The organism is Pantoea sp. GM_Pan_3 (genome assembly GCF_026541045.1).
GTDB lineage: Bacteria > Pseudomonadota > Gammaproteobacteria > Enterobacterales > Enterobacteriaceae > Pantoea > Pantoea anthophila.
The window spans coordinates 764,954-789,394 of sequence record NZ_JALNVA010000001.1; the positions used below are offsets into that span (position 1 = coordinate 764,954).

Below are 24,441 nucleotides of genomic sequence, written 5' to 3' on the forward strand. Positions count from 1 at the left end.
CATCCAGTACGACCCAAGGGTGTCGCCAGAGTAAGGTGACCGCAAAAACTTTTACGCCCGATTCCGGCGAAGGAGTGAACCAAATGAATATGATTAAAATGTCCTGGCTTAGCGCGTATGCGTTCTCCTTTGCGTTCTGGTCTGCGGCGGTGTGGATAACGCTTTAATCTGAATTACCTCCCCTTTTTATGATGCCTCGTGATTTTCACGGGGCATTTTCGTTTATGGGCGATTGTAGCAATTTGTGTTGTAATCAAAACGTTAACGAATTTGTGGACTATCTTTAACATAAACCTTTGTCTCTCTAAGGTTTAAAGACCATGAATGAAAGGAGGAGCTATGTCGTCTACCCTACGCGAGCAGAGTCAGGAAATACTGCAGGTCGACAGCAAAAAATATCATATCTTCAGTCTTCCCCGCGCTGCTCAACACCTCGGCAATATCGATAACCTGCCGAAATCGCTCAAAGTTCTGCTGGAAAACCTGCTGCGCTGGCAGGATGGCGACTCCGTCACCGCGGAGGATATCCAGGCGCTGGTTGACTGGCAAAAAGAGGCGCATGCCGATCGCGAAATTGCCTACCGGCCAGCCCGTGTTCTAATGCAGGATTTTACCGGCGTGCCGGCCGTCGTTGACCTGGCCGCCATGCGCGAAGCGGTGAACCGGTTGGGCGGCGACGTCGCGAAGGTGAACCCCTTGTCGCCGGTCGATCTGGTGATTGACCACTCCGTGACGGTTGACCATTTTGGCGATGATGATGCGTTTGAAGAGAACGTCCGGCTGGAGATGGAGCGCAACCATGAACGCTACGTCTTTCTCCGCTGGGGGCAAAAAGCGTTCGATAAATTCCGCGTCGTGCCGCCGGGCACCGGTATCTGTCACCAGGTGAACCTGGAGTATCTCGGCAAGGCAATCTGGCATGAGACCCTGAACGGTGAAGAGTATGCCTGGCCCGATACGCTGGTCGGTACGGACTCCCACACCACCATGATCAACGCGCTGGGCGTGCTGGGATGGGGAGTAGGGGGGATAGAGGCCGAAGCGGCCATGCTCGGTCAGCCGGTTTCTATGCTGATCCCGGATGTGGTTGGCTTTAAGCTGACCGGCAAACTGCGTGCCGGCATCACGGCAACCGACCTGGTCCTGACCGTGACCCAGATGCTGCGTAAGCACGGTGTGGTCGGCAAATTTGTTGAGTTCTATGGCGATGGCCTGGCCGATCTGCCCCTGGCTGACCGCGCCACCATTGCCAATATGGCACCCGAGTATGGCGCCACCTGCGGATTCTTCCCGGTGGATGATGTCACCCTGAGCTATATGACGCTGACGGGGCGTGATGCTGAGCAGGTTGCGCTGGTGGAGGCCTATGCCAAAGCGCAGGGCCTGTGGCGTCATGCCGGGGATGAGCCGCGCTTTACCAGTTCTCTGGCGCTGGATATGAACGACGTAGAGTCCAGCCTCGCCGGACCCAAACGTCCGCAGGATCGGGTGTCGCTGGGGGATGTGCCTGCCGCGTTTGACGCCAGCAACGAGCTTGAAGTCAACCAGGCGCAGAAACCCCATAAAAATGTCACCTATACCGACAGTGATACCGGGCTGACACATACCCTCTCAGACGGTGCCGTGGTAATCAGTGCAATCACCTCCTGTACCAACACCTCCAACCCCAGCGTGCTGATGGCGGCCGGTTTACTTGCGAAGAAAGCGGTTGAGCGCGGCCTGAAACGTCAGCCATGGGTCAAAGCTTCTCTGGCTCCCGGTTCTAAAGTGGTGTCAGACTATCTGGCCGTGGCACAGCTGACCCCGTGGCTGGATAAGCTGGGCTTCAACCTGGTCGGCTATGGCTGCACCACCTGTATTGGTAACTCCGGGCCGCTGAAAGATGAAATCGAGTCCGCTATCAAAGCGGGCGATCTTACCGTCGGGGCTGTCCTCTCCGGTAACCGCAACTTTGAAGGCCGCATTCATCCGCTGATCAAAACCAACTGGCTGGCGTCACCGCCGCTGGTGGTGGCGTATGCACTGGCGGGTAATATGAAGATCAACCTGCAGACGGAACCGCTGGGCAAGGATCAGCAGGGCCAGCCGGTCTACCTGAAAGATATCTGGCCGACCCCGGAAGAAATTGCCACGGCGGTGCAGCAGGTCACCAGCGATATGTTCCATAAAGAGTACGCTGAAGTCTTCGACGGCACGCCGGAGTGGCAACAGATCAAAGTCAGTGAGGCGGCGACTTACGACTGGGACGAAGGGTCAACCTATATCCGGCTTTCGCCTTTCTTTGATGATATGGAGAAAGAGCCGAAGCCGGTGCAGGATATCCGCGGCGCGCGGATCCTTGCCGTGCTGGGTGATTCCGTTACCACTGACCATATCTCGCCAGCGGGCAGCATCAAAGCGGAGAGTCCGGCCGGACGCTATCTGCTCTCTCACGGCGTGGAGCGCACCGACTTTAACTCCTATGGTTCGCGGCGCGGTAATCATGAGGTAATGATGCGCGGTACCTTTGCCAATATCCGTATCCGCAACGAGATGGTGCCGGGTGTGGAGGGCGGTTATACCCGACACTATCCGAGTGGCGAACAGCTGGCCATCTATGATGCGGCGATGAAGTATCAGGCGGACGGTGTCCCGCTGGCCGTGATCGCCGGCAAAGAGTATGGCTCCGGTTCAAGCCGCGACTGGGCGGCAAAAGGGCCGCGTCTGCAGGGGGTCAGGGTCGTCATTGCTGAATCGTTTGAACGTATTCACCGTTCAAACCTGATTGGTATGGGCATCCTGCCATTGGAGTTCCCGCAGGGCGTGACCCGCAAAAGCCTGGGACTGACGGGCGAAGAGCGCATCGACGTGGAAAATCTGCAGGCCCTGACGCCAGGCTGCAGCGTTAAAGTGACACTGACCCGCGCCGATGGCAGCAAGGAAGAGCTGGATACCCGCTGTCGCATCGACACCGGTAATGAGCTGACCTATTACCGCAACGACGGCATCCTGCACTATGTGATCCGCAACATGCTGAACTGAGTGACAAAAAAGCCGGGGAAACCCGGCTTTAATTTGCTGAAGAGCAATTTCCAGTCTGCTGTAAGACCGGAGCTGCACAGGGAAGACGGTCAGATCGGAAAGTCGCTTAAGCCATCCATGGCCGCTCGGCCCGCGCCGTCCCTGGCGCGGGACGCTTTCCTCTTCTGACCGTCTTCCCTGCGCTTTACGTTAGCCATGGCGGTCAGGCTCGCCCGGATGTGGCTTCGTCAGCGCACTCAGTCCTTACGACTTTGGCAGCAGATGTCCCATCTTCTCGGCTTTGGTGTCGAGATAGTGCGCATTTTTCGGGTTACGGCCCACAACCAGCGGCACACGCTCCACGATATTGATCCCGGCTTCGCTGAGGATCTCCACTTTGCGTGGGTTGTTGGTCAACAGGCGCACTTCATTCACGCCCAGCAGTTTGAACATGTCGGCACACAGGGTAAAGTCGCGCTCATCAGCGGCAAAGCCAAGCTGATGGTTCGCCTCGACAGTATCGTAACCTTTATCCTGCAGCGCATAGGCGCGGATCTTATTCAGCAGACCGATATTACGGCCTTCCTGACGATGATAGAGCAGGACGCCGCGACCCTCTTCTGCGATGGCGTTAAGGGCGGCTTCCAGCTGAAACCCACAGTCGCAACGCAGGCTAAAGAGTGCGTCGCCGGTCAGGCATTCAGAGTGAACGCGCGCCAGTACCGGCTCATTATCGTTAATATCGCCAAAGACCAGGGCAACATGGTCATGTCCGGTTGCCAGTTCTTCAAAACCAACCATCAGGAAATCTCCCCATGGCGTGGGCAGTTTGGCTTCTGCCACCCGTTTAAGCTGCATGTGACTCTCCAGAACCTTCAGAGGATGCACTATCATCATGATAGTGCACAGGCCAGTGTGGCCTGACAAACGTGCAATATTGTGCCACAACCCTGAGTCGGGCTGGTAATCTCTCATACCAATTGCATTGATAAAGCACAATTATCCAATCTGCAACAGGTATGTTATTCTTTTTTAAGCTAAAGTTATGCATGCTTTGTGACCTGACACCGGGATAAGGGAAGAGATGTTTAAGATTTCGCGCCGTACCACCCTGGGAATGCTGCTGCTGCTGATCATGCCCGTTACCGTCTGGCTTAGCGGCTGGCGCTGGCAACCCGGCGAAAGCAACGCCCTGCTGAAAACGCTGTTCTTCATGACCGAAACGGTCACCAGCCCGTGGGGCATTGTCACCAGCGTGCTGCTGAGCGCCTGGATGCTCTGGTGCCTGCGCTTTCGCCTGAAGCCGGCGATCCTGCTGCTGCTGATCATGAATGCCACTATCCTGGCGGGGCAATACACCAAATCTTTCATCAAAGAGCAGATCCAGGAGCCGCGTCCCTATGTCATCTGGCTGGAACAGCATCACGGACTGGATGAAAAAACCTTTTATGAACTGAAGCGCAAACAGCGTGGTGAGATGGTAACGTCGCTGATCGCCGATGAGACGCAGATACCCGGCTGGCTGAAACGGCACTGGGCTTTTGAAACCGGTTTTGCCTTTCCGTCAGGCCATACGATGTTTGCGGCCAGCTGGGCGCTACTGGCTTTAGGGCTGCTGTGGCCGCGCCGTCACTATAAAACCGTGGTGGTGATCTTCATCTGGGCCACGGGCGTCATGGCGAGCCGGATGCTGCTGGGCATGCACTGGCCTCGCGATCTGGCGATGGCCACCGTGATCTCCTGGATACTGGTGACCCTGGCGACCTGGCTGGCCCAGCGCGTCTGCGGCCCGCTCACGCTGCCACCTGAAGAGCAAAAAGAGGTGGCACAGCGGGAGCCCTGATTGTAATTCCCCGCGAAGACCCCATATTATTGATCGGTCTTGCGCAAAAGCGACTCGGCCAATGCTGCTGGGAGCAGCATTTTTGCTGTAGTTTTGGCATAATTCTACCTGACAACCTCACAACAGGACGCACTGTGAAATATTTGCTGATTTTTTTAGTGGTACTGGTCATTTTCATTGTTTCCGTCACCTTAGGCGCGCATAACGACCAGGTCATTACTTTTAACTATCTGCTGGCGCAGGGTGAGTTCAGCATCTCGACCTTACTGGCATCACTGTTTGGCGCAGGGTTTGTCCTCGGCTGGGTCATCTGCGGCCTGTTCTGGTTACGTACCCGCGTCGCACTGGCGAATGCCAACCGTAAAATCAGGCGTATGCAGACACAGATTGAACAGAGCACCGCGCTGGCGACCACGCCATCCTCTCCGGCCGGCCGGGAATAATCCCCGATGCATGAATTGCTGTTTCTGTTACTGCCGGTTGCGGCTGCGTATGGCTGGTATATGGGCCGCCGCAGCGCGCATCAGAATAAGCAACAGGAAGCCAACAGACTCTCGCGTGAATATGTTGCTGGCGTAAACTTCCTGCTTTCTAACCAGCAGGACAAAGCGGTCGACCTCTTTCTGGATATGCTGAAAGAGGACAGCGGCACCGTAGAAGCACACCTCACACTGGGCAATCTGTTCCGGTCGCGTGGCGAAGTAGACCGCGCCATCCGAATCCATCAGGCTTTAATGGAAAGTGCCTCTCTGAGCTACGAGCAGCGCCTGCTTGCCGTGCAGCAACTGGGCCGGGACTACATGGCAGCAGGCCTGTATGACCGCGCCGAAGATATGTTTAAACAGCTCACCGATGAAACCGACTTTCGGGTGGGGGCGTTACAGCAGCTGCTGTTAATCCATCAGGCCACCAGCGACTGGCAGCAGGCGATTGAAGTGGCAGAGCGGCTGGTTAAGCTCGGCAAAGAGAAACAGAAAGGCGAAATTGCTCACTTCTACTGTGAACTGGCGTTGCAGGCGATGAGCAGCGACGACCTGGATCGTGCCATAAGCCTGCTGAAGAAAGGGGAGGCGGCCGATCGCAACAGCGCCCGCATCTCCATCATGATGGGCCGTATCCTGATGGAAAAAGAGGATTTCGCCCGTGCGGTGGGGCATCTGCAGCGGGTGCTGGATCAGGATAAAGAGCTGGTCAGTGAAACACTGGCGATGCTGGAAACCTGCTACCAGCGACTCAACCAGCCCGAGGCCTGGGCGGCGTTTTTGCAGCGCTGCGTCGATGAGAACACCGGTGCGGCAGCGGAGCTCTATCTCTCTGATATTGTTGAGCAGCAGCAGGGTTCAGAGGCGGCCCAGAACTACATCAGTCGTCAGTTGCAGCGTCATCCCACCATGCGGGTGTTCCATCGTCTGATGGATCTCAACCTGCTTGAAGCCGAAGATGGCCGGGCCAAAGAGAGCCTGATGGTGCTGCGTGACATGGTGGGTGAACAGATTCGCACCAAGCCGCGCTATCGCTGCCAGAAGTGTGGTTTTACCGCTCATGCGCTCTACTGGCACTGCCCATCGTGCCGCACCTGGTCTTCCGTTAAGCCTATCCGGGGACTCGACGGCCAGTAATCCGGCCGACGCTGTCCGGTGTTTATCAGCGCATTGTAGTTACAACATACTATAAAGTGAGCTGGCACCGGGAGAGGCAGCCGTGCATTTATTGCCTGGCAGAGGGGCACGGCGATTGTGATGCTCCGGAGCCGCAGGTAGAATGCTTGCCGTTTGTCTATTGCGCCTGCGGGTGCCTACTGCAGAGGAAATGCCATGCCTTCACCCCACCACGTGACCGCCTCGCCGATTCTGGTAGCGCTGGATTATCATGACCTCGACAGCGCATTGCGTTTTGTCGACCAGATCGACCCCCGCAGTTGCCGCCTGAAGGTGGGCAAAGAGATGTTTACGCTGTTTGGCCCGTCGCTGGTCAGAACCCTGCAGCAGCGCGGCTTTGAGATCTTCCTCGACCTGAAATTTCACGATATTCCTAACACTACCGCGCATGCTGTGGCGGCCGCGGCCGATCTCGGTGTCTGGATGGTCAACGTCCACGCCAGCGGCGGGGCGCGGATGATGAATGCGGCGCGTGAAGCGCTGGTTCCTTATGGCAACGATGCCCCCTTGCTGATTGCGGTCACCGTACTGACCAGCATGGATGCCGACGATCTGAACGGGCTGGGCATCACGCTCTCGCCGGCTGAACAGGCGGAGCGACTGGCAAAACTGACTCACGCCTGCGGGCTGGATGGCGTCGTCTGCTCTGCGCAGGAAGCCGTTCGCTTTAAAGAGGTGATGGGCAACGACTTCGCGCTGGTCACGCCGGGGATTCGTCCGGCAGGCAGTGAGGCAGGCGATCAGCGCCGCATCATGACGCCTCAGCAGGCGAAGCAGGCAGGCGTGGACTATATGGTTATTGGTCGTCCGATTACCCAGGCGGCCGATCCGGCTGCCGCGCTGCAGGCAATTCTGCACTCTCTGGAGATACGCTAATGGCCAATGATAATCCACTGGTTTACTCAACCGACAGCGGCCGAATTACCCAGTCGCAGCCGAAGGCGGAACGCCCCAAAGGGGATGGTATTGTGCGCATCCAGCGTCAGACCAGCGGCCGTAAAGGCAAAGGGGTCTGCCTGATTAGCGGGATTGACCTGGATGATGCGGCACTGGCACTGCTGGCGGCGGAGCTGAAAAAGAAGTGCGGCTGTGGCGGATCCGTCAAAGAAGGCGTGATCGAGATTCAGGGCGATAAACGCGATCTGCTGAAAAGTCTGCTGGAAGCCAAAGGCATGAAGGTGAAACTGGCGGGCGGCTGATAAAAAATCGGGCTACAGACGTAGCCCGATTGTAACGCAGATGCTTAGCGTAGCCGATTATAGTTTTAATAAGGTCCTTAGTGGACCTGATGACCGATAATACCACCCACAGCGGCGCCGCCGACTGTTCCGAGTGCGCTACCATTGGTCAGAACTGAACCCCCAATTGCGCCCGCACCCGCGCCAATCGCGGTGTTACGGTCACGTTTGGACCAGTTAGAGCAGCCGCTCAGTGCGACGGCTAAGGTGGTCGCCAGTACAACGGCAGTGATTCGTTTCATTGTTGTTGTCATACACTTCTCCTTTGATGTGCTCACAGAGGCAACACTCTTAGTATAGCTCCGATATTGACCCAGCCCGCTTGTGCCGCATCATTGCCGCGTCCGTGACGGCATCGAAATGTGATCACCATGGACAAACCGTTTGTAGCGGATGAGTAGCCATGCTGTCCCAACAGGTCCATGCATTGCCGGAGAGAATTTTAATCGTTCTGCGGAAATTCCGAAGATAGAAAATTCTTAAATCACGGCACATTTTTGCATTCACAGCCATTCCTTCTGCGTTTATAGCTAATCGCTCCATAACCCTTTGGCGGCCAACTCCGCAAAATTCAGGGACGATTGTCAGCAGGAGAAGAGGCATGCTGGAACACCTTAAACAACAGGTTCTGGAAGCGAATCTGGATCTACCCAAATACAACCTGGTGACCTTCACCTGGGGCAATGTCAGCGCGATCGACCGTGAACAGGGCCTGCTGGTGATTAAACCCTCCGGCGTGCGCTACGAGGTCATGAAGCGCGACGACATGGTCGTGGTCGATCTCACGACGGGTGAGGTGGTGGAGGGAGACAAGCGTCCCTCATCGGACACCGCGACGCACCGGGCGCTCTATCTCGCCTGGCCGGAGGTGGGGGGCATCGTCCATACCCATTCCCGGCATGCGACAATCTGGGCGCAGGCAGGACGACCGATTCCCGCCTGGGGAACCACCCATGCCGATGATTTCTACGGAGAGATCCCCTGTACCCGCTCCATGCGCAGCGAAGAGATTCAGCACGATTATGAGTGGAACACCGGAGAGGTGATTATCGAAACCTTTGCGCAGCGTGGCCTGTCTCCCTCCGCGATTCCGGCGGTGCTGATCAACTCACATGGCCCGTTTGCCTGGGGGAAGGATGCCCACGCGGCTGTCCACAGCGCCGTCGTGCTGGAGGAGGTGGCCTACATGGGCTTATTCAGCCAGCAGCTGACGGCAAACCTGCCGCCCATCCAGCAACCGCTGCTTGACCTTCACTACCTGCGAAAGCACGGCGAAAATGCCTGGTACGGGCAGAAATAATCATCAGGACGCTTCGGCGTCCTTTTTTTATCCGCTTTACGCAGGGTGGCACGTTCTCTGTTCTGCTTTTTTCTGACTTTTCAACAGCCGAAACCTGCGGCCACCCCTTTTTAAGACGACTGCCGGATGACTGCACGCCGGTCCGCTTTATCTATTCAGTGCGCGTTAAGCATCGGCCTGGTGCTGCCTGACCGCATGCTGACAATGTGTAACGTGCCTAATCTATTTCTGACGAGCCTGTCAGGGATCACTCTGGATTTTGTGTTGTAAATCAATCTCTCATTTGGTCTGGCCTCACTCTGCATTACGCTGATGTCGCGTATTAAACGCATCAAATATAAACAGAGGATGAGACAATGACAGTAATTAACCAACCCACTTGCAGATTATTTACCGAAGCCGGCAACACCACGCAGTTAGTCGCCTATTACGAAGAAGGGCGTCGGACGATGTGGATGATGCTGCGTGCGCAGCCGCGCCCGAGTTTCAACCATGAACTGATTGAGGAGATCATGAATCTGAGCTACGCCGCACAGCGTTCTGGTCTGCCCATCGATTTCTGGGTCACCGGGTCGCTGGTGCCGCAGATGTTCAACGCCGGTGGCGATCTGCGCTTCTTCGTCGAGTGCATTCGCAATAACCGCCGTGAGGCGCTGCGGGCCTATGCCCGTGCCTGCGTGGACTGCATCCACTCGGCGGCGCGCGGATTTGATACGGGGGCGGTAACGCTGGCGATGATCGAGGGAAGTGCCTTAGGCGGTGGATTCGAAGCGGCGCTGGCGCATCACTTCATTCTGGCGCAAAACAATGCGCGGATGGGGTTTCCGGAAATCGCCTTTAACCTGTTCCCAGGCATGGGCGGTTACTCGCTGGTGGCCCGTCGTTCCGGCATGAAGCTGGCCGAGGAGTTAATCTGTGAAGGGGAGTCCCACAGCGCAGAGTGGTATGAAACGCGCGGTCTGGTGGACAAAGTCTTCCAGCCGGGCGACAGCTACCGTGCCACCCGCACCTTCATCGATACTTTACGGCCGAAGCTGAATGGCGTGCGGGCGATGCTGAAAGCGCGTCAGCGCGTGCTGCAGTTGTCACGCGCCGAGTTGATGGATATCACCGAGGATTGGGTCGATTACGCCTTTACGCTCGAACCTAAAGACATTGCTTACATGGAACGCCTTGTTCAGTTACAAAACCGCCACAGCGCATCACTGCGTAAAGCGGGATAACCGGACTTAGCGTTAAACGCGGGCAGGATGCTTAGCCAGCCAATGCCCAAATTGCTCCGCGGGCATTGGTTTTGCGTAGTAGTAACCCTGACGCCCATCCACACCACTTTTGAGAACAAACGACTCTTCATCCGGGGTTTCAATGCCTTCCGCGATGACCTGCAAATCGAGCGCTTTGGCAACGGCGACGATGGCGCGCACCAGCGACTGGGAAACCGGCTGCGTACTAATATTGCGGATAAAGCTCTGATCGAGCTTGATGGCATTAATCGGCACACGGGCCAGCTGCGACAGCGAGGAGTAACCGGTGCCGAAGTCATCAAGATGAATCTTCGCGCCCAGATCCTGAAACTGCTTCATCAGCTTCAGCGCTTCGGTCTCATTCTCAATCAGGCAGCTTTCAGTCAGCTCGATGTCGATGGGGCAGTCGGTAAGCCCCGCCTCATGCAGCGCCTGTTTCAGGTCGGTGTAGATGCTTTGATCGATCAGCTGGCGGGCTGAGACGTTCACGGCGACGCGCAGAAAAATGCCCTCCTGGCGCCAGGCAATGATCTGCTTCAGCACGTTGAGCATCACCCAGCGGCCCAGCGGCACAATCAGTCCCGACTCTTCGGCATAGGGAATGAAATCGGCCGGCGAGACCAGGCCCCGTTCCGGTGAGTTCCAGCGAACCAGGGCTTCCGCACTGCGGACTTCGCCATCGCTGTCGATTTTGGGCTGGTAGTAGACCAGCAAGTGGTCGAGTTCCAGCGCCTTGCGCAGATTGGTGTCCAGCCAGAGGTATTCAAAAACCCGCTGGTTCATCTCGGCGGCAAAAACGCAGAATTTGCCGCGACCGTTCTCTTTGGCGTGATACATCGCGGTATCCGCATTACGAATCAGGCTTTCACGATCTTCGCCATGCAGCGGCGCGAACGCGATGCCGATTGAGCAGCCGCTGTAGACTTCGATCAGGCCGATACGGAACGGCTGACGCAGCCGCTCCAGAATGCGTGAGGCCATCGCCTCCAGCGCGGCCTGGCTGGTGTGCTCGGCCAGCACCACAAACTCGTCACCGCCCAGCCGGCCCAGCGTCTGATCTTTGCCCAGACAGCTCAGGATCGCCAGCGACACCGCCTGCAGGAGCTGGTCGCCAAACATATGGCCGTAGGCGTCATTCACTTTCTTGAAGTTATCGAGATCCAGGTAAACCACACCGGTCTCATCTCCCTCGGAACGCTCCAGCGCCAGGCTAATCTGTTGATGGATGGCGTTGCGATTAGGCAAACCGGTCACCGTATCGGTGTTAGCCAGTACCCGGAGCCGTTCCTGAGCCCGACGCTCCTCGGTGATGTCGGTCCCGGAACAGATGAGGAAAATTTCATTTTTGCCACTGCCGCTGTGAACAAACTTATTACGAAACAGAAAGAGTCGCTGGCCTTTGCGGGTTTTGACCCAGCGTTCGACCTCATAGGAGTTGCCGTCGCGAAAGAAGCCCGCGATGTTGCGGCGCGACTGGGACGCTTCCTGTTTGGTCATAAAGAGCTGGAAGACGTTGCGGCCAATCACCTCATGCTCATTCAGGCCGGTATATTCTTCACTAAGGCGGTTAAAACGCTGAATATTGCCGCGCTGGTCGAGGATGACAATCACCGAATTGGCTTCAGAAACCACCTGTTCGGCGAAAGAGAGTCCCAGCGTTAAATCGCGTGCAACCGCCGAGGTGTCGCCCCAGGCGGAGGCGGTGCCAGCCCAGGATGCCTGGTTCACTTTACGCCCGACAAAATGCATAGGCACATCAATGCCTTGTAAGGTCATGGTCAGGTTAATGCTTGACGTGATGACGGGCATCGCGCGAATCATCGCGGCCTGGCCGGGGGTCAGCGGCAGGGCGATATTGGTCTGTGACGACTCATCTTCAGCAAAATGTAGCGCATCGCTGTCCGCGGTCAGACGCCAATGAGGGCTGGTTGTACCAAACAGGGTGTACAACAAGGTTTGCCCTTGTTCATCGGTCATGGAAACTTCCTCCGGGAAGTGCTCTGCAGGCGTTATCTCATTATTTTAGCAACAGTATTCATCATCTGACGCCAGCACAAGATGCAAACCAAATATATTTTTCCATCCAGATAAGAATGGCACAAAAAAGCCCCGGCGGTGCGGGGCATTAAGCCATGATCAGCAGGGACATTTCCCCAGTTTTCCCGCCTGACTCGGGAAGCGCGCATCCAGACAGTAACGGTGGAAATCGCGCTCGTTCATCGTCGGCTGGCCAGGATGATGCTGCCGCATATGCTGCAGATATTTTTGATAATCCTGTACCCCGACCATTAAGCGAAAGCACTGCTGCAGGCCGCGCCAGAAGCCGCGCCAGCTGAACGCTACAGGAGCAGAGGCGGTAAGGGGATGACAGCCGATAATCTGCCATTTCCCCTGCGGCCGCTGGAACTGATGAATCGCATCAGACATGGCGCACCTCCTTGTTACGCAGCGCCACCGATGACTCATGGGTGGTTGGCGTGTCACTGCGCAGCGCCTTGCGGATAACAAAGAACGCGGCGATCAGCATCGTCACGGCCACCAGCATAAAAAAGGCACACAGCGCCGCGTTGATCTGATTGCTGAACACAATGGTCTGCATGTCCGCCACGCTTTTTGCCGGGGCGATAATCACGCCGTCCTCCACGCCTTTGCGGAACTTGCTGGCCTGCGCCAGGAAGCCGATAGCGGGTTTCTCATGGAAGATTTTCTGCCAGCCTGCGGTCATGGAGGTGATAAACAGCCAGACGGTGGGCAGGATGGTGACCCAGGCATAGCGCTGCTTTTTCATCTTGAACAGCACGACGGTGCCGAGGATCAATGCCATCGACGCCAGCATCTGATTACCGATACCGAACAGTGGCCAGAGCGTATTAATGCCGCCCAGTGGATCTACCACGCCCTGATAAACAAAGAAGCCCCAGCCCGCAACGGCGACGGTGGTGCCCGCCATATTGCCCAGCCAGGAACGGTTGTTCGCCATGGAAGGCACCACGGTGCCCACGAGATCCTGCACCATAAAACGGCAGGCGCGGGTGCCGGCATCGACCGCAGTCAGGATAAACAGCGCTTCAAACAGGATGGCGAAGTGGTACCAGAACGCCATCATCGCCCGGCTGTTAAAGATCTCGGTGATGATATGGGCCATCCCCACGGCGAAGGTTGGCGCTCCGCCGGCGCGCGACAGAATCGAGCCTTCGCCCACGTCACGGGCGATGCCGCTCAGCATTTCAGGCGTCACCACAAAGCCCCAGCCGTTAATCACCTGTGAGGCGCTCTCCACGGTGGTACCAATCAGCGCCGCAGGCGAGTTCATGGCAAAGTAGACGCCGGGGTCCAGCACCGAGGCGCAGATCAGCGCCATAATGGCCACAAAAGATTCCATCAGCATCGCGCCGTAGCCAATAAAGCGGATATGGCTTTCGCGCTCCACCAGTTTAGGCGTGGTGCCGCTGGACACCAGCGCATGGAAGCCTGAGATCGCGCCGCAGGCGATGGTGATAAACAGGAAGGGGAACATCGCCCCGGAGAAGACCGGGCCAGTGCCGTCGATAAAGCGGGTCACCGCCGGCATTTTCATCTCCGGCATGGCAAACACAATGCCCACCGCCAGGCCGACAATCACGCCGATTTTGAGAAAGGTCGAGAGATAGTCACGCGGTGCCAGCAGCAGCCAGACCGGCAGCACTGAGGCGATAAAGCCGTAGATGACCAGCACCCAGGTCAGCGTGGTGCCTTTCAGGGTGAAGAAGGGGCCCCAGTAGGGGTGTTGCGCCACATCGCCGCCATAGATAATCGCCGCCATCATCAGCACAAAGCCAATCAGCGATACCTCCGCGATTTTACCCGGACGGATAAAGCGCATGTAGAGACCCATAAACAGCGCGATAGGAATGGTCGCGGCTATCGTAAACAGCCCCCACGGGCTGTTAGCCAGCGCCTTCACCACCACCAGCGCCAGCGCCGACAGGATAATGATCATCACGCCCAGCGCGCCGAGCATGGTCACCACACCGGCAAACGCGCCGAGCTCCTGACGGGCCATCTCACCCAGCGAACGACCATCCCGGCGGGTTGAGATAAACAGGATCAGGAAATCCTGAACCGCGCCCGCCAGCATTACCCCCACAAGGATCCAGATAGTACCGGGCAGAAAGCCCATCTGCGCCGCCAGAATCGGCCCGACCAGGGGGCCGGCACCGGCAATCGCCGCAAAGTGATGACCGAACAGCACCCATTTATTGGTCGGGACATAATCCAGCCCGTCGCTCAGCCGCTCGGCCGGGGTCATCCGGCGGTCGTCCAGCTCGAAGATATTACGGGCAATAAACAGGCTGTAGAAACGATACGCGATGCTGTAACAGGCGACAGCGGCTATCACCAGCCAGACTGCGTTGACGTGTTCGCCGCGGCTGAGGGCCAGCATGGCAAAAGCGCCTGCGCCGATTAACGCCACCACTAACCAGATCGCGCTGGTTTTGACGTTTTTCATGACTAACTCCTTGTAGGGATCGAGAGGAAGGCGATCGAAAACAACGAGTTAAACTTAATGTAATGGAATGTAAGTGAAAGTTAATCAGTGGAGAAGTGTGAAGCGGGGTACAAATATAAACTGTTTGCAACCTGAACGGGGGCGGGAGCGGGCGAGATAACCGGAGTTATCCCGCCGGATGGCATAAGTCAGCTGGAACTCAGACGGCGGGACGCGCCACGACGCTGCGGGTTTCCATGCGGACTTCGGCGATGGTGACATCAATCACGTCAGTCACGCGATAAACCACCTCGCCTTTAATCTGAACGCTGCCATTCTCCTGGCTGCAGACCATCTCATCACGCACCGCGTGAATGAACGGAGCAGGGATAAAGGCCACCGCGCCATACTCCAGCAGACGAACGCGCATACCGCCGCGTGACACGTCGATGATCTCGGCGCTGAAGCGACGATCGGTGCCGGCAAACGGCGCAAGATAACGGGCGTAGAGCCAGTCACCCACATCACGCTCGGCCATGCGGTTCAGACGACGGCGCTCGCTCATCGTGACCGTCACGGCATCGTCCGGACGGGCGATCGTCTCGCCACGGATAATCGCTTTCAGGAGGCGATGGTTGATCATGTCGCCAAACTTACGGATGGGTGAGGTCCAGGTGGCGTACGCCTCCAGTCCCAGCCCGAAGTGCGGGCCCGGCTCGGTGCTGATCTCGGCAAAGGTCTGGAAGCGACGGATGCGGCTGTCCAGGAACGGCGTCGGCTGGGCATCGAGTTCACGACGCAGCACGCGGAAGCCTTCCAGGGTAGTAATCGCCTGAGCATCCACGATGATGCCGTGATTCGCCAGCACTGCGGCGGCCTGTTCAGCATTGGTGGCATCGAAACCGGCATGGACGTTGTAAATACCAAAGCCGAGACGGTCACGCAGCACCTTCGCCGCACAGATGTTTGCCAGAATCATCGCCTCTTCAACGATGCGGTTAGCGATGCGACGCGGTTCCGCGACGATCTCCAGCACTTCACCTTTTTCTCCCAGCAGGAAGCGATAGTCAGGGCGATCTTTGAACACCAGCGCGTGGGTCTGACGCCACTCGCTGCGCGCCTGGCAGAGGCGATGCAGCAGACGAATCTGTTCTGCAATCGCGTCACTCTCCGGCTGCCAGCTGCCGCTGTTTTCCAGCCAGTCAGAAACGTCATCATAAGCCAGCTTGGCTTTGGACTCGATCCAGGCCGCAAAGAAGGTGACATCATCCGCCAGGCTGCCATCGGCGGCCACGGTGACGCGGCAGGCCAGCGCCGGACGGCGGACATTCGGACGCAGCGAGCAGACATCATCAGAGAGTTCGCGCGGCAGCATCGGGATGTTGAAGCCCGGCAGGTAGTTGGTGAAGGCGCGCTTCGCTGCCAGCTTATCCAGCTGACTGCCTTCCGCGACATAAGCGGTCGGGTCGGCGATAGCGATGGTCAGGGAGAGCGAGCCATCCGCCTGCGCTTCCACATAAAGCGCATCATCCATATCCTGGGTGCTGGCGCTGTCGATGGTGACAAAATTGAGCGCGGTCAGATCTTCGCGCGTCAGATTCTCATCCATCATCTCGCCAAAGCTGACATCCGGCGCTTCACGCTCAAGGTTGTGACGCGACAGCGTCACCCACCACGGCGCCAGATGGTCATCCGCTTTGACGATAAAATCGGTGATTTCGGCGTAAAAACCGCGGTCGCCTTTCAGAGGATGACGACGCATTTCAGCGACAGCCCAGTCGCCATTCTCAAACTCATGGCTGACATCGCGCGCCGGGCGGCACGGGATAGCCTCTTTCAGCAGGGGATGGTCCGGCACGATCGACAGGCGATCGTCTTTCTTCTGTACCCGGCCGACAAAACGGCTCAGGAACGGCTCAACCAGGGTTTCCGGTTCAGCACTTTCGCGGTCTTTATCGGTGTGGATCACGGCGACGATACGATCGCCATGCATCACTTTCTTCATCTGCGGAGGCGGAATGAAGTAACTTTTCTGCGCATCGACTTCCAGAAAGCCGAAGCCTTTTTCGGTGCCTTTTACCACGCCTTCTGCACGTGGTGTCTGTGAATGGAGCTTCTCTTTCAGCTGCGCGAGCAGCGGGTTATCCTGGAACATAATTTTTACGTTTCGTGGCCTGAATGCGGCTGACAGTTTTACGCGAATCGACGCCGCGCGGCAAGGCAAAAAGCCGGACGAACCGGCTTTTCAGAGGGGCTGACAGAGGATCAGGCGATGCGCTGATCGGCCTGCGCCTGGGAGAGTTCCAGCTTCACGGGCACCGACTTGGAGGTCGGCGTACCGCTGCCATCCCCAAAGCTGTTCAGCGGAACCAGCGGGTTGGTTTCCGGATAGTAGGCCGCCAGATTTCCGCGCGGAATATTATAAGGAACCAGCTTGAAACCGCTGACGCGACGGGTGATGCCATCATTCCACAGCGTTTCGATATCGACATTCTGGCCTTCGGTAAAGCCCAGATCCGCCATATCGTCAGGATTGATAAACACCACTTCGCGCTGACCAAACACGCCACGATAACGGTCATCGAGGCCGTAGATGGTGGTGTTGTACTGGTCGTGTGAACGCAGGGTCTGCAGGGTAAACGGCACCGCCTGCTCCAGCGCCGGGAACAGCGAGTCCGGCAGCATCGACGCATTAAATTCCGCTTTCTGGCTCGGCGTATTGAAGCGTAACTCCGCAGCGGCATTGCCCAGGTAGAACCCGCCAGGAATATCGCATTTCGCGTTAAAGTCGGCAAAGCCCGGAATGGTCGCGGCGATATGGTCGCGGATCAGGTTGTAGTCACCCGCCAGGTCGCGCCACTTCACTTTGTCATCACCCAGCACCGCCTGCGCGATCCCGGCGACGATGGCCGTTTCAGAGCGCTGCGTCTCCGCCAGCGGAATGCCGATCCCTTCGGAGGCGTGCACCATGCTGAACGAGTCTTCGACGGTAATGAACTGATTGCCGGTCGCCTGGCGGTCACGTTCCGTGCGGCCCAGCGTCGGCAGAATCAGCCCTTCATGACCCGGCACCAGGTGGCTGCGGTTCAGCTTGGTGCTGATGTGTACGGTCAGACCACAGCGCGATAACGCCTCTTCCGTGCGCGGTGAATCGGGCGCCGCCGCGGCCAGGTTGCCACCCAGCGCAATCAGCACTTTGACTTCATCACGCAGCATGGCATTCAGCGCTTCAACGGTGTTGTGGCCCGCAGCACGCGGTGGCTCGAAACCGAAATGGTTGCCCAGCGCATCCAGGAACGCCTGCGTCGGTTTCTCATCAATGCCCATCGTCCGGTTGCCCTGCACGTTACTGTGACCGCGCACCGGGCAGAGACCTGCGCCTTTTTTGCCCAGCTGGCCAAACAGCAGCTGCAGGTTGGTGATTTCACGCACCGTGTCTACCGAATGCTTGTGCTGGGTGATCCCCATCGCCCAGGTGCAGATCACCCGGTCAGCGCTCTGATAGATGGCCGCCGCTTCGCGGATTTGCGCCTGCGTCAGGCCCGACTGCGCCACAATCTGCATCCAGCTGGTGTTGTCTACGGCCTCGAGGTAGGCCTCAATGCCGTTGGTTTTGGCATTGATAAAGGTCTGGTCGAACAGGCCGCTTTCTCCCGCCGCCAGGCGGGCACGGTGGGTTTCCAGCAGGGATTTCACCATGCCGCGCACGGCGGCCATATCACCGCCGAGATTCGGCTGGTAATAGGAGGAGCTGATGGTGCCGGCTTTAGAGGTCACCACTTCCAGCGGTTTCTGTGGATCGGCAAAGCGTTCCAGACCGCGTTCGCGCAGGGTGTTAAAGGTCACGATTTTTGCGCCGTGGTCGGCAGCGTGACGCAGGCTGTGCAGCATGCGCGGATGGTTGGTGCCGGGGTTCTGACCGAAGACAAAAATCGCATCCGCATGGTCAAAATCGTCCAGACGAATGGTGCCTTTACCGACGCCAATGCTGCGCTTCAGCCCGGTGCCGCTGGCTTCGTGACACATATTGGAGCAGTCAGGGAAGTTATTGGTGCCCACCAGGCGACCAAACAGCTGATAGAGCCAGGAGGCTTCATTGCTGGCGCGACCGGAGGTGTAAAGCTCCATCTGATCCGGATTGTCCATCGCCTTAATGTGCTGCGCGATCAGCGCAAAGGCGTCGTCCCAGCTGATCGGCTCATAGTGGTCAGTTTCGGCGTTGTAGCGCAGCGGATGCGTCAGACGACCCTGATATTCCAGGAAGTAGTCACTCTGGGTGTAGAGGGTGGTTACGCTATGGCGGGCGAAAAAGTCGGTATCAACCACACGACGTGTCGCTTCCCAGGTCACCGCTTTGGCGCCGTTTTCGCAGAAGCTGAAGGTACTTTTATTGTCATCACCCCAGGCGCAGCCCGGACAGTCAAAACCGCGTGCTTTATTCATGCGCATCAGGTTGCGCATATTTTTCAGGGCCGCTTTGCTGTCAAGAACGAAACGCGTGGTGGCTTCCAGTGAACCCCAGCCGCCCGCAGCCGCGCGGTAGGGTTTGATTTGGCGTTTAAATTTCATATTGAGTGCAGGCTTTTTATAGTAGGAATAATTGTTTGATGATTGTTATCAGGTTATAGCCTGATGGTGAAGGGGAGTGTGCAATTATCGTCATACCTTGTCTAATTGATTGACATAATGGTGCGATAGCTGGCGTTTATCGTGCATCGGCCAGAAGTGTGATGCTGGTCAGATTTTACCCAGTTTTAACGCGCTGATAACGGGAGTTCTCTCGGTAACGGGCTAATACTTGCTGTTTATCATCAGAGAGGGCGCGACACCATGAAACAGCTGACCAGCCAGATCCACGCGTTCGGCAAAGCGCTAATGATGCCAATCTCAGTGATCGCCGCCGCAGGGATCTTTCTCGGGCTGGCGGCGGCGATGCAGAACCCGGCGGTGACCGGTGAGGCGTTTGTCCAGATGGCGGTGCCGCAGGTCATCATCGGCTTTATCCGCAAGATCGCCGGTGCGCTGTTTACAAACCTGCCGCTCTTCTTTGCCGTGGCGAGTGCTATCGGGCTGGCAAAAGCGGAGAAGCCCACCGCCGCGTTTGCTGCGGTGATTGGCTACATCGTGATGAATGTCGGCATCAGCGCCACTCTGGCGGCCAAAGGGATCACGGCCGCCACCACCACACCGGCCGCTCTGCAGCAGGCGGGGATGGATCAGACGACGGCGATGATGACCTCGGCGGAATATATCAGCATGCTGGGGGTTTTTACCTACAACATGAGCGTGCTGGGTGGGGTGATTGCCGGGCTGATAACGGTCGCGCTGCACAACCGCTTTTACACCCAGCAACTGCCTACTGCGATCAGCTTTTTTGGCGGGCGGCGTTTTGTGCCAATCGTCACCGTCGTCTGCCTGCCGCTGGTGGGGGTACTGCTGGCGCTGGTCTGGCCGACCATCGGCCAGGGGATTGCGTGGATCGGCGCGATGATCGGTAAAAGTGGCCAGTATGGCGCGTTCCTGCTGGGGGCATTTGAACGCATTCTGATCCCCACCGGCCTGCACCATATCCTCAACGAAACCGTCCGCTTCACCCCGATCGGCGGTATGGCGGTGGTCGATGGCCAGACCATTGTCGGTGCGCTCAACATCTTCAACGCGTCGCTGACCCACCCGGGGTCGATCCCGGATGCGACGCTACGCACCGCCACGCAGTTTCTGGCGCAGGGCAAAATTCCCGTCATGATGTTTGGCCTGCCCGCCGCTGCCCTGGCGATCTATCACACCGCACGGCCAGAGCATAAACAGCGGGTCAAAGCGCTGGTAATGGCGGGCGCGCTGACCTCGTTTACGACCGGTATTACGGAACCGCTGGAGTTCTGCTTTATTTTTGTCTCGCCGGTACTCTATCTCCTGCACGCCTTCCTGACCGGTCTCTCCTTCATGCTGATGTCGATGCTGCACCTGATGATTGGCAATGTGCAGGGCGGCATCATCGACCTGGTGGTGTTCGGCATGCTGGGCGGGGCGAAAACGCACTGGTGGTGGACACTGGCGCTGGGGGCCGTCTACGCACCGCTCTACTACTACGCTTTCCGGCTGGTGATCACCCGGATGAATGTTGAAACGCCGGGCCGGGAATCGGAAGAGGAGAAACCGCAGCAGGTCGCGGCGGATGAGCGCACTCAGGTGATTATCAGCGGGCTGGGCGGGCAGGCCAATATCGAGGATGTCGATTGCTGCTTTACCCGACTGCGGGTCCGGGTCAGAGAGATGAATCAGGTGGTGGATCAGACGCTGATGAGCACCGGTGCCAACGGCGTCAATCGCGTCAGCGAGCATGATGTTCAGGTAATTTACGGGCCACAGGTCGAGAAAGTCGCCAGTGAGGTAAAGCGGGCGCTCGGCGTAGCTTAGCGACAGCCTGTTTCGGGTCATCAGCGGGCGGTCTGCCGGAAAGGGGGAGAAAGGCTGCACGCTGCCGCTCCGCTTATTGTAACTAAAAAAAGTTCAGCCCTAATGGGCTGCTTTTTTTTGCCGATATAGCCACTAATCCTCCCAATTTCCGGAACGTAGCGATGTCGTTAAAAAAGTCCTCCCTGATTATTTTTTCTTTCCTGCTGGCGCTGTTTCTTACCAGCGTGGCAATCAGTACCTGGCTGCTTGTTCAGAGCAATCACTCCCTGAATGCGGTTAACAAAGAGATTCGCGTTGTGCTGTCGGTGATCGACCCTATCAACCACAGCCGTACGCTGCGTGTCCGCCTGATGGAGTACATGAAGTCGATAGAGGGCAGTGAGGCGAATAACCCGGCCACGCTGGACAGCGTTCGCACCGTTGCCGGTAAGGCGGATGCGGCGTTTGAAGCCTATATGAACGCGCCGCGTCTGCCGGGCGAAGAGGCTGAAGCGGAAGCCTATCGTCAGGCCTATCAGGCCTATCGCCAGCAGGGCCTGCAGCCGTTAATTGAGGCAGCAGAAGCGCACGACCAGCTGCGATTCAAAAACCAGATTGCCACCGTGGTGCGTCTGGATCGCCAGTATGAAATCATTCTGGATCGGGTGCTGGCGCAGCATGAAACTTACGCCAGAAAACTCAACAGTGATGCGCAGAGTCATTTCACCACCGGCATTACCCTGCTGGGACTGTTTGGCGTGCTCTTTTTTGCCATCATTATCGCGATCTACATCTTCATGAAGCGCTACGTGCTCTCTCCGCTGAATGATGCGCAGGAACACTGCAGGCTGATTGCGGCGGGCGTGCTGGACAGCAGCGTCCCGGTCAGGGCGAACTCCCGCAGTGAAATTCAGCTGCTGATGGGCTCGCTGGAGCAGATGCGCAGCGCGCTGACCTCTATCATTCTGCAGGTTCGTGACTCGACCCGCTCCGTCTCCACCGCGTCACAGGAAATTGCTGCGGGCAACATCGATCTCGCCTCACGCACCGAGCAGCAGGCTGCCGCGCTGACCGAGACCGCCGCCAGCATGGAGCAGCTGGGCGCAACGGTGAAACAGAACACCGAAAACGTCTTTGAAGCCTGCCGCCTGACCAGCGAAGCGGTGAAAAATGCCGAAAGCGGTGAGAAAGTGTCGCAGGAAGTGGTGGTTTCAATGGGGCTGATTAACGCCAGCTCGAAGAAGATTGAAGAGATCACGACCGTTATCGACAGCATCGCTTTCCAGACCAATATTCTGGCGCTGAACGCAGCGGTGGAAGCGGCCCGTGCCGGGGAGCAGGGTCGCGGTTTTGCGGTGGTGGCGGGCGAAGTCCGGAACCTGGCGCAGCGCAGCGCCACGGCCGCTAAAGAGATTGAGAGCCTGATTGCCGAATCGGTCGCCATCATTCACGCCGGTTCTGATCAGGTCAGCCGCACGGGTGAGGCGATGAGCGCGATTATCTCCTCGGTCAGCAAGGTTAACCTGCTGATGGAGCATATCTCTACCGCGTCAGATGAGCAGAGTCGCGGCATCGGTCAGATTGAACAGGCCGTGACCGAGATGGACAGCGTGACGCAGCAGAACTCGGCGCTGGTGCAGGAGTCTGCAGCGGCCTCCGCCTCGCTGGAAGAGCAGGTGCAGTACCTGACGCAGTCGGTATCCACGTTCCGTCTCGCCAGCCATTAACCGGCGGTTCCGCGCGGCGCCAGTGCCGCGCGAAACCTGCTGCCGGTAAGGCATGTTATCCGGGCAGCTTGCCCTGAGGTCAGTGCGCCGGGAGAGTTTGATTCAGCGCCTTGTCGCCGGCCGGGAATCGGCGGATGATAAGGCTTTCCTCTGAATATGTGGTGGTCATGCTTATCAGTACAGAAAGTGCCCGCAGCCACAGCGCCGACACCCGTCTGGCCTGTACTCTGGCGGCCGCTGCGGGGGCGCTGAACACCGCCGCCTTTGAGATTGTCGGTTTCTTTTCTGCCAACATGACCGGCAATGTCTCGCTGCTCTCCGATCATCTGGCAAAAGCGAATCCGGGAACCGGCCTCTTTTTTCTCGCCATCGTCATCCTCTTCATCGCCGGATCGGCGCTCTCCACCCTGGTTATCAATTCCGGTCGCCGCAGAAACATCCGCACTATTTATGCCTTTGTCATCCTGGCTGAAGGCGCTGCGCTGATGGTACTGGGGGTGATTGAAAATCACTTTCCGCCGCTGTCGCCTGGCGTGGTGTTAATCCTGAGCCTCAGTTTTCTGATGGGGCTGCAGAATGCGGTGGTCACACGGATTTCGGACGCCCGCGTCCGTACCACCCATGTCTCCGGCACGGCGACCGATATCGGGATTGAGCTGGCGATGCTGTTTGAGGTGCTGCGGCGTAAAATCTCCCCGAAAGAGGCACCGCTCTACCTGAGCCGGTTGCGGCTGCATGTGCTGACGCTGCTCGCATTCCTGGCGGGCGGTATAGCCGGAATAGGGCTCTACAGGCTGCTCAGCTACGACTTTCTGCTGCTGGTGGGGTTCGGCCTGATCTGCCTGGCGCTGAACGCCATTTTCCGGCCGCGCAAATGAACCGTGCGGTTAAACCTTCAGGGCCGGCACAGGGTAACCTCTAAACCCCAATCAATTCAGAGCGCTGGATTACGCCATGGAAGGCCTGATTTTGAAGGTCGACTCTATTAGCAGCTCAGCATTCCGCTCGCATGATGCAATCTTGCGCCGGTACATCGACAAACTGGACGCCCGTTTTAAAGTTGGCACTCCAAACTACAGTCTTGAAGAGATTAACGTCACTGAAACTTCCGATGAACTCAAGATTGGCTCTGTCGCTAAGTATCTGCTGATTGACTGAGGAGGCATAGGCGAAGCTTGGCCAAAAGAAAACCAATTACAGACTTCAGTTGGCCGATTTCGGCATTAAACTCTTAAATAGTCTGCGCGTTAAAGCCTATATCAAGTCGTGCTTGGATCTAAGCTCCTTATAATCCTTTTCCAAAGGTAATCAGCCATACCTCAATGCTTTGTGCGTAAATGACCCATGTATGGACAGGCTGAATACCTAACATATCCTCGAAGGTAAATCAGCGATATCTTTATAGATGAACAGTGCCCATGATTTTCATGAATGTTGATTTTATTGATTTTTATGTTGCATTTTCGTATGGCCAAAATGCTTTAGGATAGCGGTGGTGGAGGCTGGTGCAACTCCAGCACTGATGCTTTGGCTTGAATATACGTCAATTAATCGTACTATCATTTTT

At 57.2% G+C, this 24,441-nt stretch carries 19 protein-coding genes; 12 read left to right on the forward strand and 7 right to left on the reverse strand.

Translation table 11 applies throughout. The features are described 5' to 3' along the window. Positions 1 to 339 precede the first annotated feature (339 nt). The gene (gene acnA, locus OXR04_RS03670) at positions 340 to 3,021 is read left to right on the forward strand and encodes an aconitate hydratase AcnA (protein WP_009089971.1); all 2,682 of its coding nucleotides are present in this window, start codon (positions 340 to 342) and stop codon (positions 3,019 to 3,021) included. 243 nt (positions 3,022 to 3,264) lie between these two features. Here acnA and ribA read toward each other — a convergent pair whose 3' ends face one another. Then, positions 3,265 to 3,858 (reverse strand): GTP cyclohydrolase II, encoded by a 594-nt coding sequence (gene ribA, locus OXR04_RS03675; protein ID WP_033783243.1) that lies wholly within the window; start codon positions 3,856 to 3,858, stop codon positions 3,265 to 3,267. Positions 3,859 to 4,084: 226 nt separating this feature from the next. On the opposite strand from ribA, the gene pgpB reads away from it, so the two are divergent. From pgpB to yciH, 5 genes are all read left to right on the forward strand, one after another. After that, on the forward strand, positions 4,085 to 4,843 hold the full coding sequence (gene pgpB / locus OXR04_RS03680) for a phosphatidylglycerophosphatase B (protein ID WP_267369280.1): 759 nt from the start codon (positions 4,085 to 4,087) through the stop codon (positions 4,841 to 4,843). Positions 4,844 to 4,977: 134 nt separating this feature from the next. Continuing rightward, a complete protein-coding gene (locus OXR04_RS03685) occupies positions 4,978 to 5,286 on the forward strand; it encodes a LapA family protein (protein WP_046101909.1) in 309 nt (102 codons plus the stop codon). Between the two features lie 6 nt (positions 5,287 to 5,292). Further along, positions 5,293 to 6,462: a lipopolysaccharide assembly protein LapB gene (gene lapB / locus OXR04_RS03690; protein ID WP_267369281.1), complete on the forward strand. Its 1,170-nt coding sequence runs from the start codon at positions 5,293 to 5,295 to the stop codon at positions 6,460 to 6,462. 195 nt (positions 6,463 to 6,657) lie between these two features. Beyond that, complete coding sequence (gene pyrF / locus OXR04_RS03695; protein WP_167336720.1) at positions 6,658 to 7,377, forward strand: orotidine-5'-phosphate decarboxylase; 720 nt, start codon at positions 6,658 to 6,660, stop codon at positions 7,375 to 7,377. Then, positions 7,377 to 7,700, forward strand: a complete 324-nt coding sequence (yciH, locus tag OXR04_RS03700) for a stress response translation initiation inhibitor YciH (RefSeq protein ID WP_046101907.1) — start codon at positions 7,377 to 7,379, stop codon at positions 7,698 to 7,700. Before pyrF ends, yciH begins: the two co-directional genes overlap by 1 nt. A 77-nt stretch (positions 7,701 to 7,777) precedes the next feature. Here the strand turns inward: yciH and osmB are convergent, their stop codons facing one another. Next, a complete protein-coding gene (osmB, locus tag OXR04_RS03705) occupies positions 7,778 to 7,993 on the reverse strand; it encodes an osmotically-inducible lipoprotein OsmB (protein WP_003853848.1) in 216 nt (71 codons plus the stop codon). Positions 7,994 to 8,340: 347 nt separating this feature from the next. Between osmB and araD the strand changes: the two genes are divergently transcribed. After that, the gene (araD, locus tag OXR04_RS03710) at positions 8,341 to 9,039 is read left to right on the forward strand and encodes an L-ribulose-5-phosphate 4-epimerase (RefSeq protein ID WP_267369282.1); all 699 of its coding nucleotides are present in this window, start codon (positions 8,341 to 8,343) and stop codon (positions 9,037 to 9,039) included. 356 nt (positions 9,040 to 9,395) lie between these two features. Next, a complete protein-coding gene (locus tag OXR04_RS03715) occupies positions 9,396 to 10,262 on the forward strand; it encodes a crotonase/enoyl-CoA hydratase family protein (RefSeq protein ID WP_009089985.1) in 867 nt (288 codons plus the stop codon). Between the two features lie 12 nt (positions 10,263 to 10,274). Here OXR04_RS03715 and pdeR read toward each other — a convergent pair whose 3' ends face one another. From pdeR to OXR04_RS03740, 5 genes are all read right to left on the reverse strand, one after another. Beyond that, a complete protein-coding gene (gene pdeR, locus OXR04_RS03720) occupies positions 10,275 to 12,260 on the reverse strand; it encodes a cyclic di-GMP phosphodiesterase (protein ID WP_046101905.1) in 1,986 nt (661 codons plus the stop codon). 159 nt (positions 12,261 to 12,419) lie between these two features. Then, complete coding sequence (locus tag OXR04_RS03725; protein ID WP_046101904.1) at positions 12,420 to 12,710, reverse strand: CstA-like transporter-associated (seleno)protein; 291 nt, start codon at positions 12,708 to 12,710, stop codon at positions 12,420 to 12,422. Continuing rightward, positions 12,703 to 14,772, reverse strand: coding sequence for a carbon starvation CstA family protein (locus OXR04_RS03730; protein WP_111207592.1), 2,070 nt, complete (start codon positions 14,770 to 14,772; stop codon positions 12,703 to 12,705). The genes OXR04_RS03725 and OXR04_RS03730 overlap by 8 nt, the downstream gene beginning before the upstream one ends. A gap of 199 nt (positions 14,773 to 14,971) precedes the next feature. Continuing rightward, positions 14,972 to 16,906 (reverse strand): exoribonuclease II, encoded by a 1,935-nt coding sequence (locus OXR04_RS03735; RefSeq protein ID WP_267369283.1) that lies wholly within the window; start codon positions 16,904 to 16,906, stop codon positions 14,972 to 14,974. A 110-nt stretch (positions 16,907 to 17,016) separates the two neighbouring features. Continuing rightward, the gene (locus OXR04_RS03740; protein WP_267369284.1) at positions 17,017 to 19,320 is read right to left on the reverse strand and encodes an FdhF/YdeP family oxidoreductase; all 2,304 of its coding nucleotides are present in this window, start codon (positions 19,318 to 19,320) and stop codon (positions 17,017 to 17,019) included. A 261-nt stretch (positions 19,321 to 19,581) separates the two neighbouring features. Here OXR04_RS03740 and OXR04_RS03745 point away from each other — a divergent pair, with 261 nt between their 5' ends. From OXR04_RS03745 to OXR04_RS03760, 4 genes are all read left to right on the forward strand, one after another. After that, positions 19,582 to 21,168, forward strand: coding sequence for a PTS transporter subunit EIIC (locus OXR04_RS03745; protein WP_267369285.1), 1,587 nt, complete (start codon positions 19,582 to 19,584; stop codon positions 21,166 to 21,168). 161 nt (positions 21,169 to 21,329) lie between these two features. Continuing rightward, complete coding sequence (locus OXR04_RS03750) at positions 21,330 to 22,874, forward strand: methyl-accepting chemotaxis protein (RefSeq protein WP_267369286.1); 1,545 nt, start codon at positions 21,330 to 21,332, stop codon at positions 22,872 to 22,874. A 167-nt stretch (positions 22,875 to 23,041) separates the two neighbouring features. Next, positions 23,042 to 23,752 (forward strand): YoaK family protein, encoded by a 711-nt coding sequence (locus tag OXR04_RS03755; RefSeq protein ID WP_046101899.1) that lies wholly within the window; start codon positions 23,042 to 23,044, stop codon positions 23,750 to 23,752. A gap of 76 nt (positions 23,753 to 23,828) precedes the next feature. Next, positions 23,829 to 24,032: a hypothetical protein gene (locus OXR04_RS03760; RefSeq protein ID WP_267369287.1), complete on the forward strand. Its 204-nt coding sequence runs from the start codon at positions 23,829 to 23,831 to the stop codon at positions 24,030 to 24,032. Positions 24,033 to 24,441: the final 409 nt, after the last annotated feature.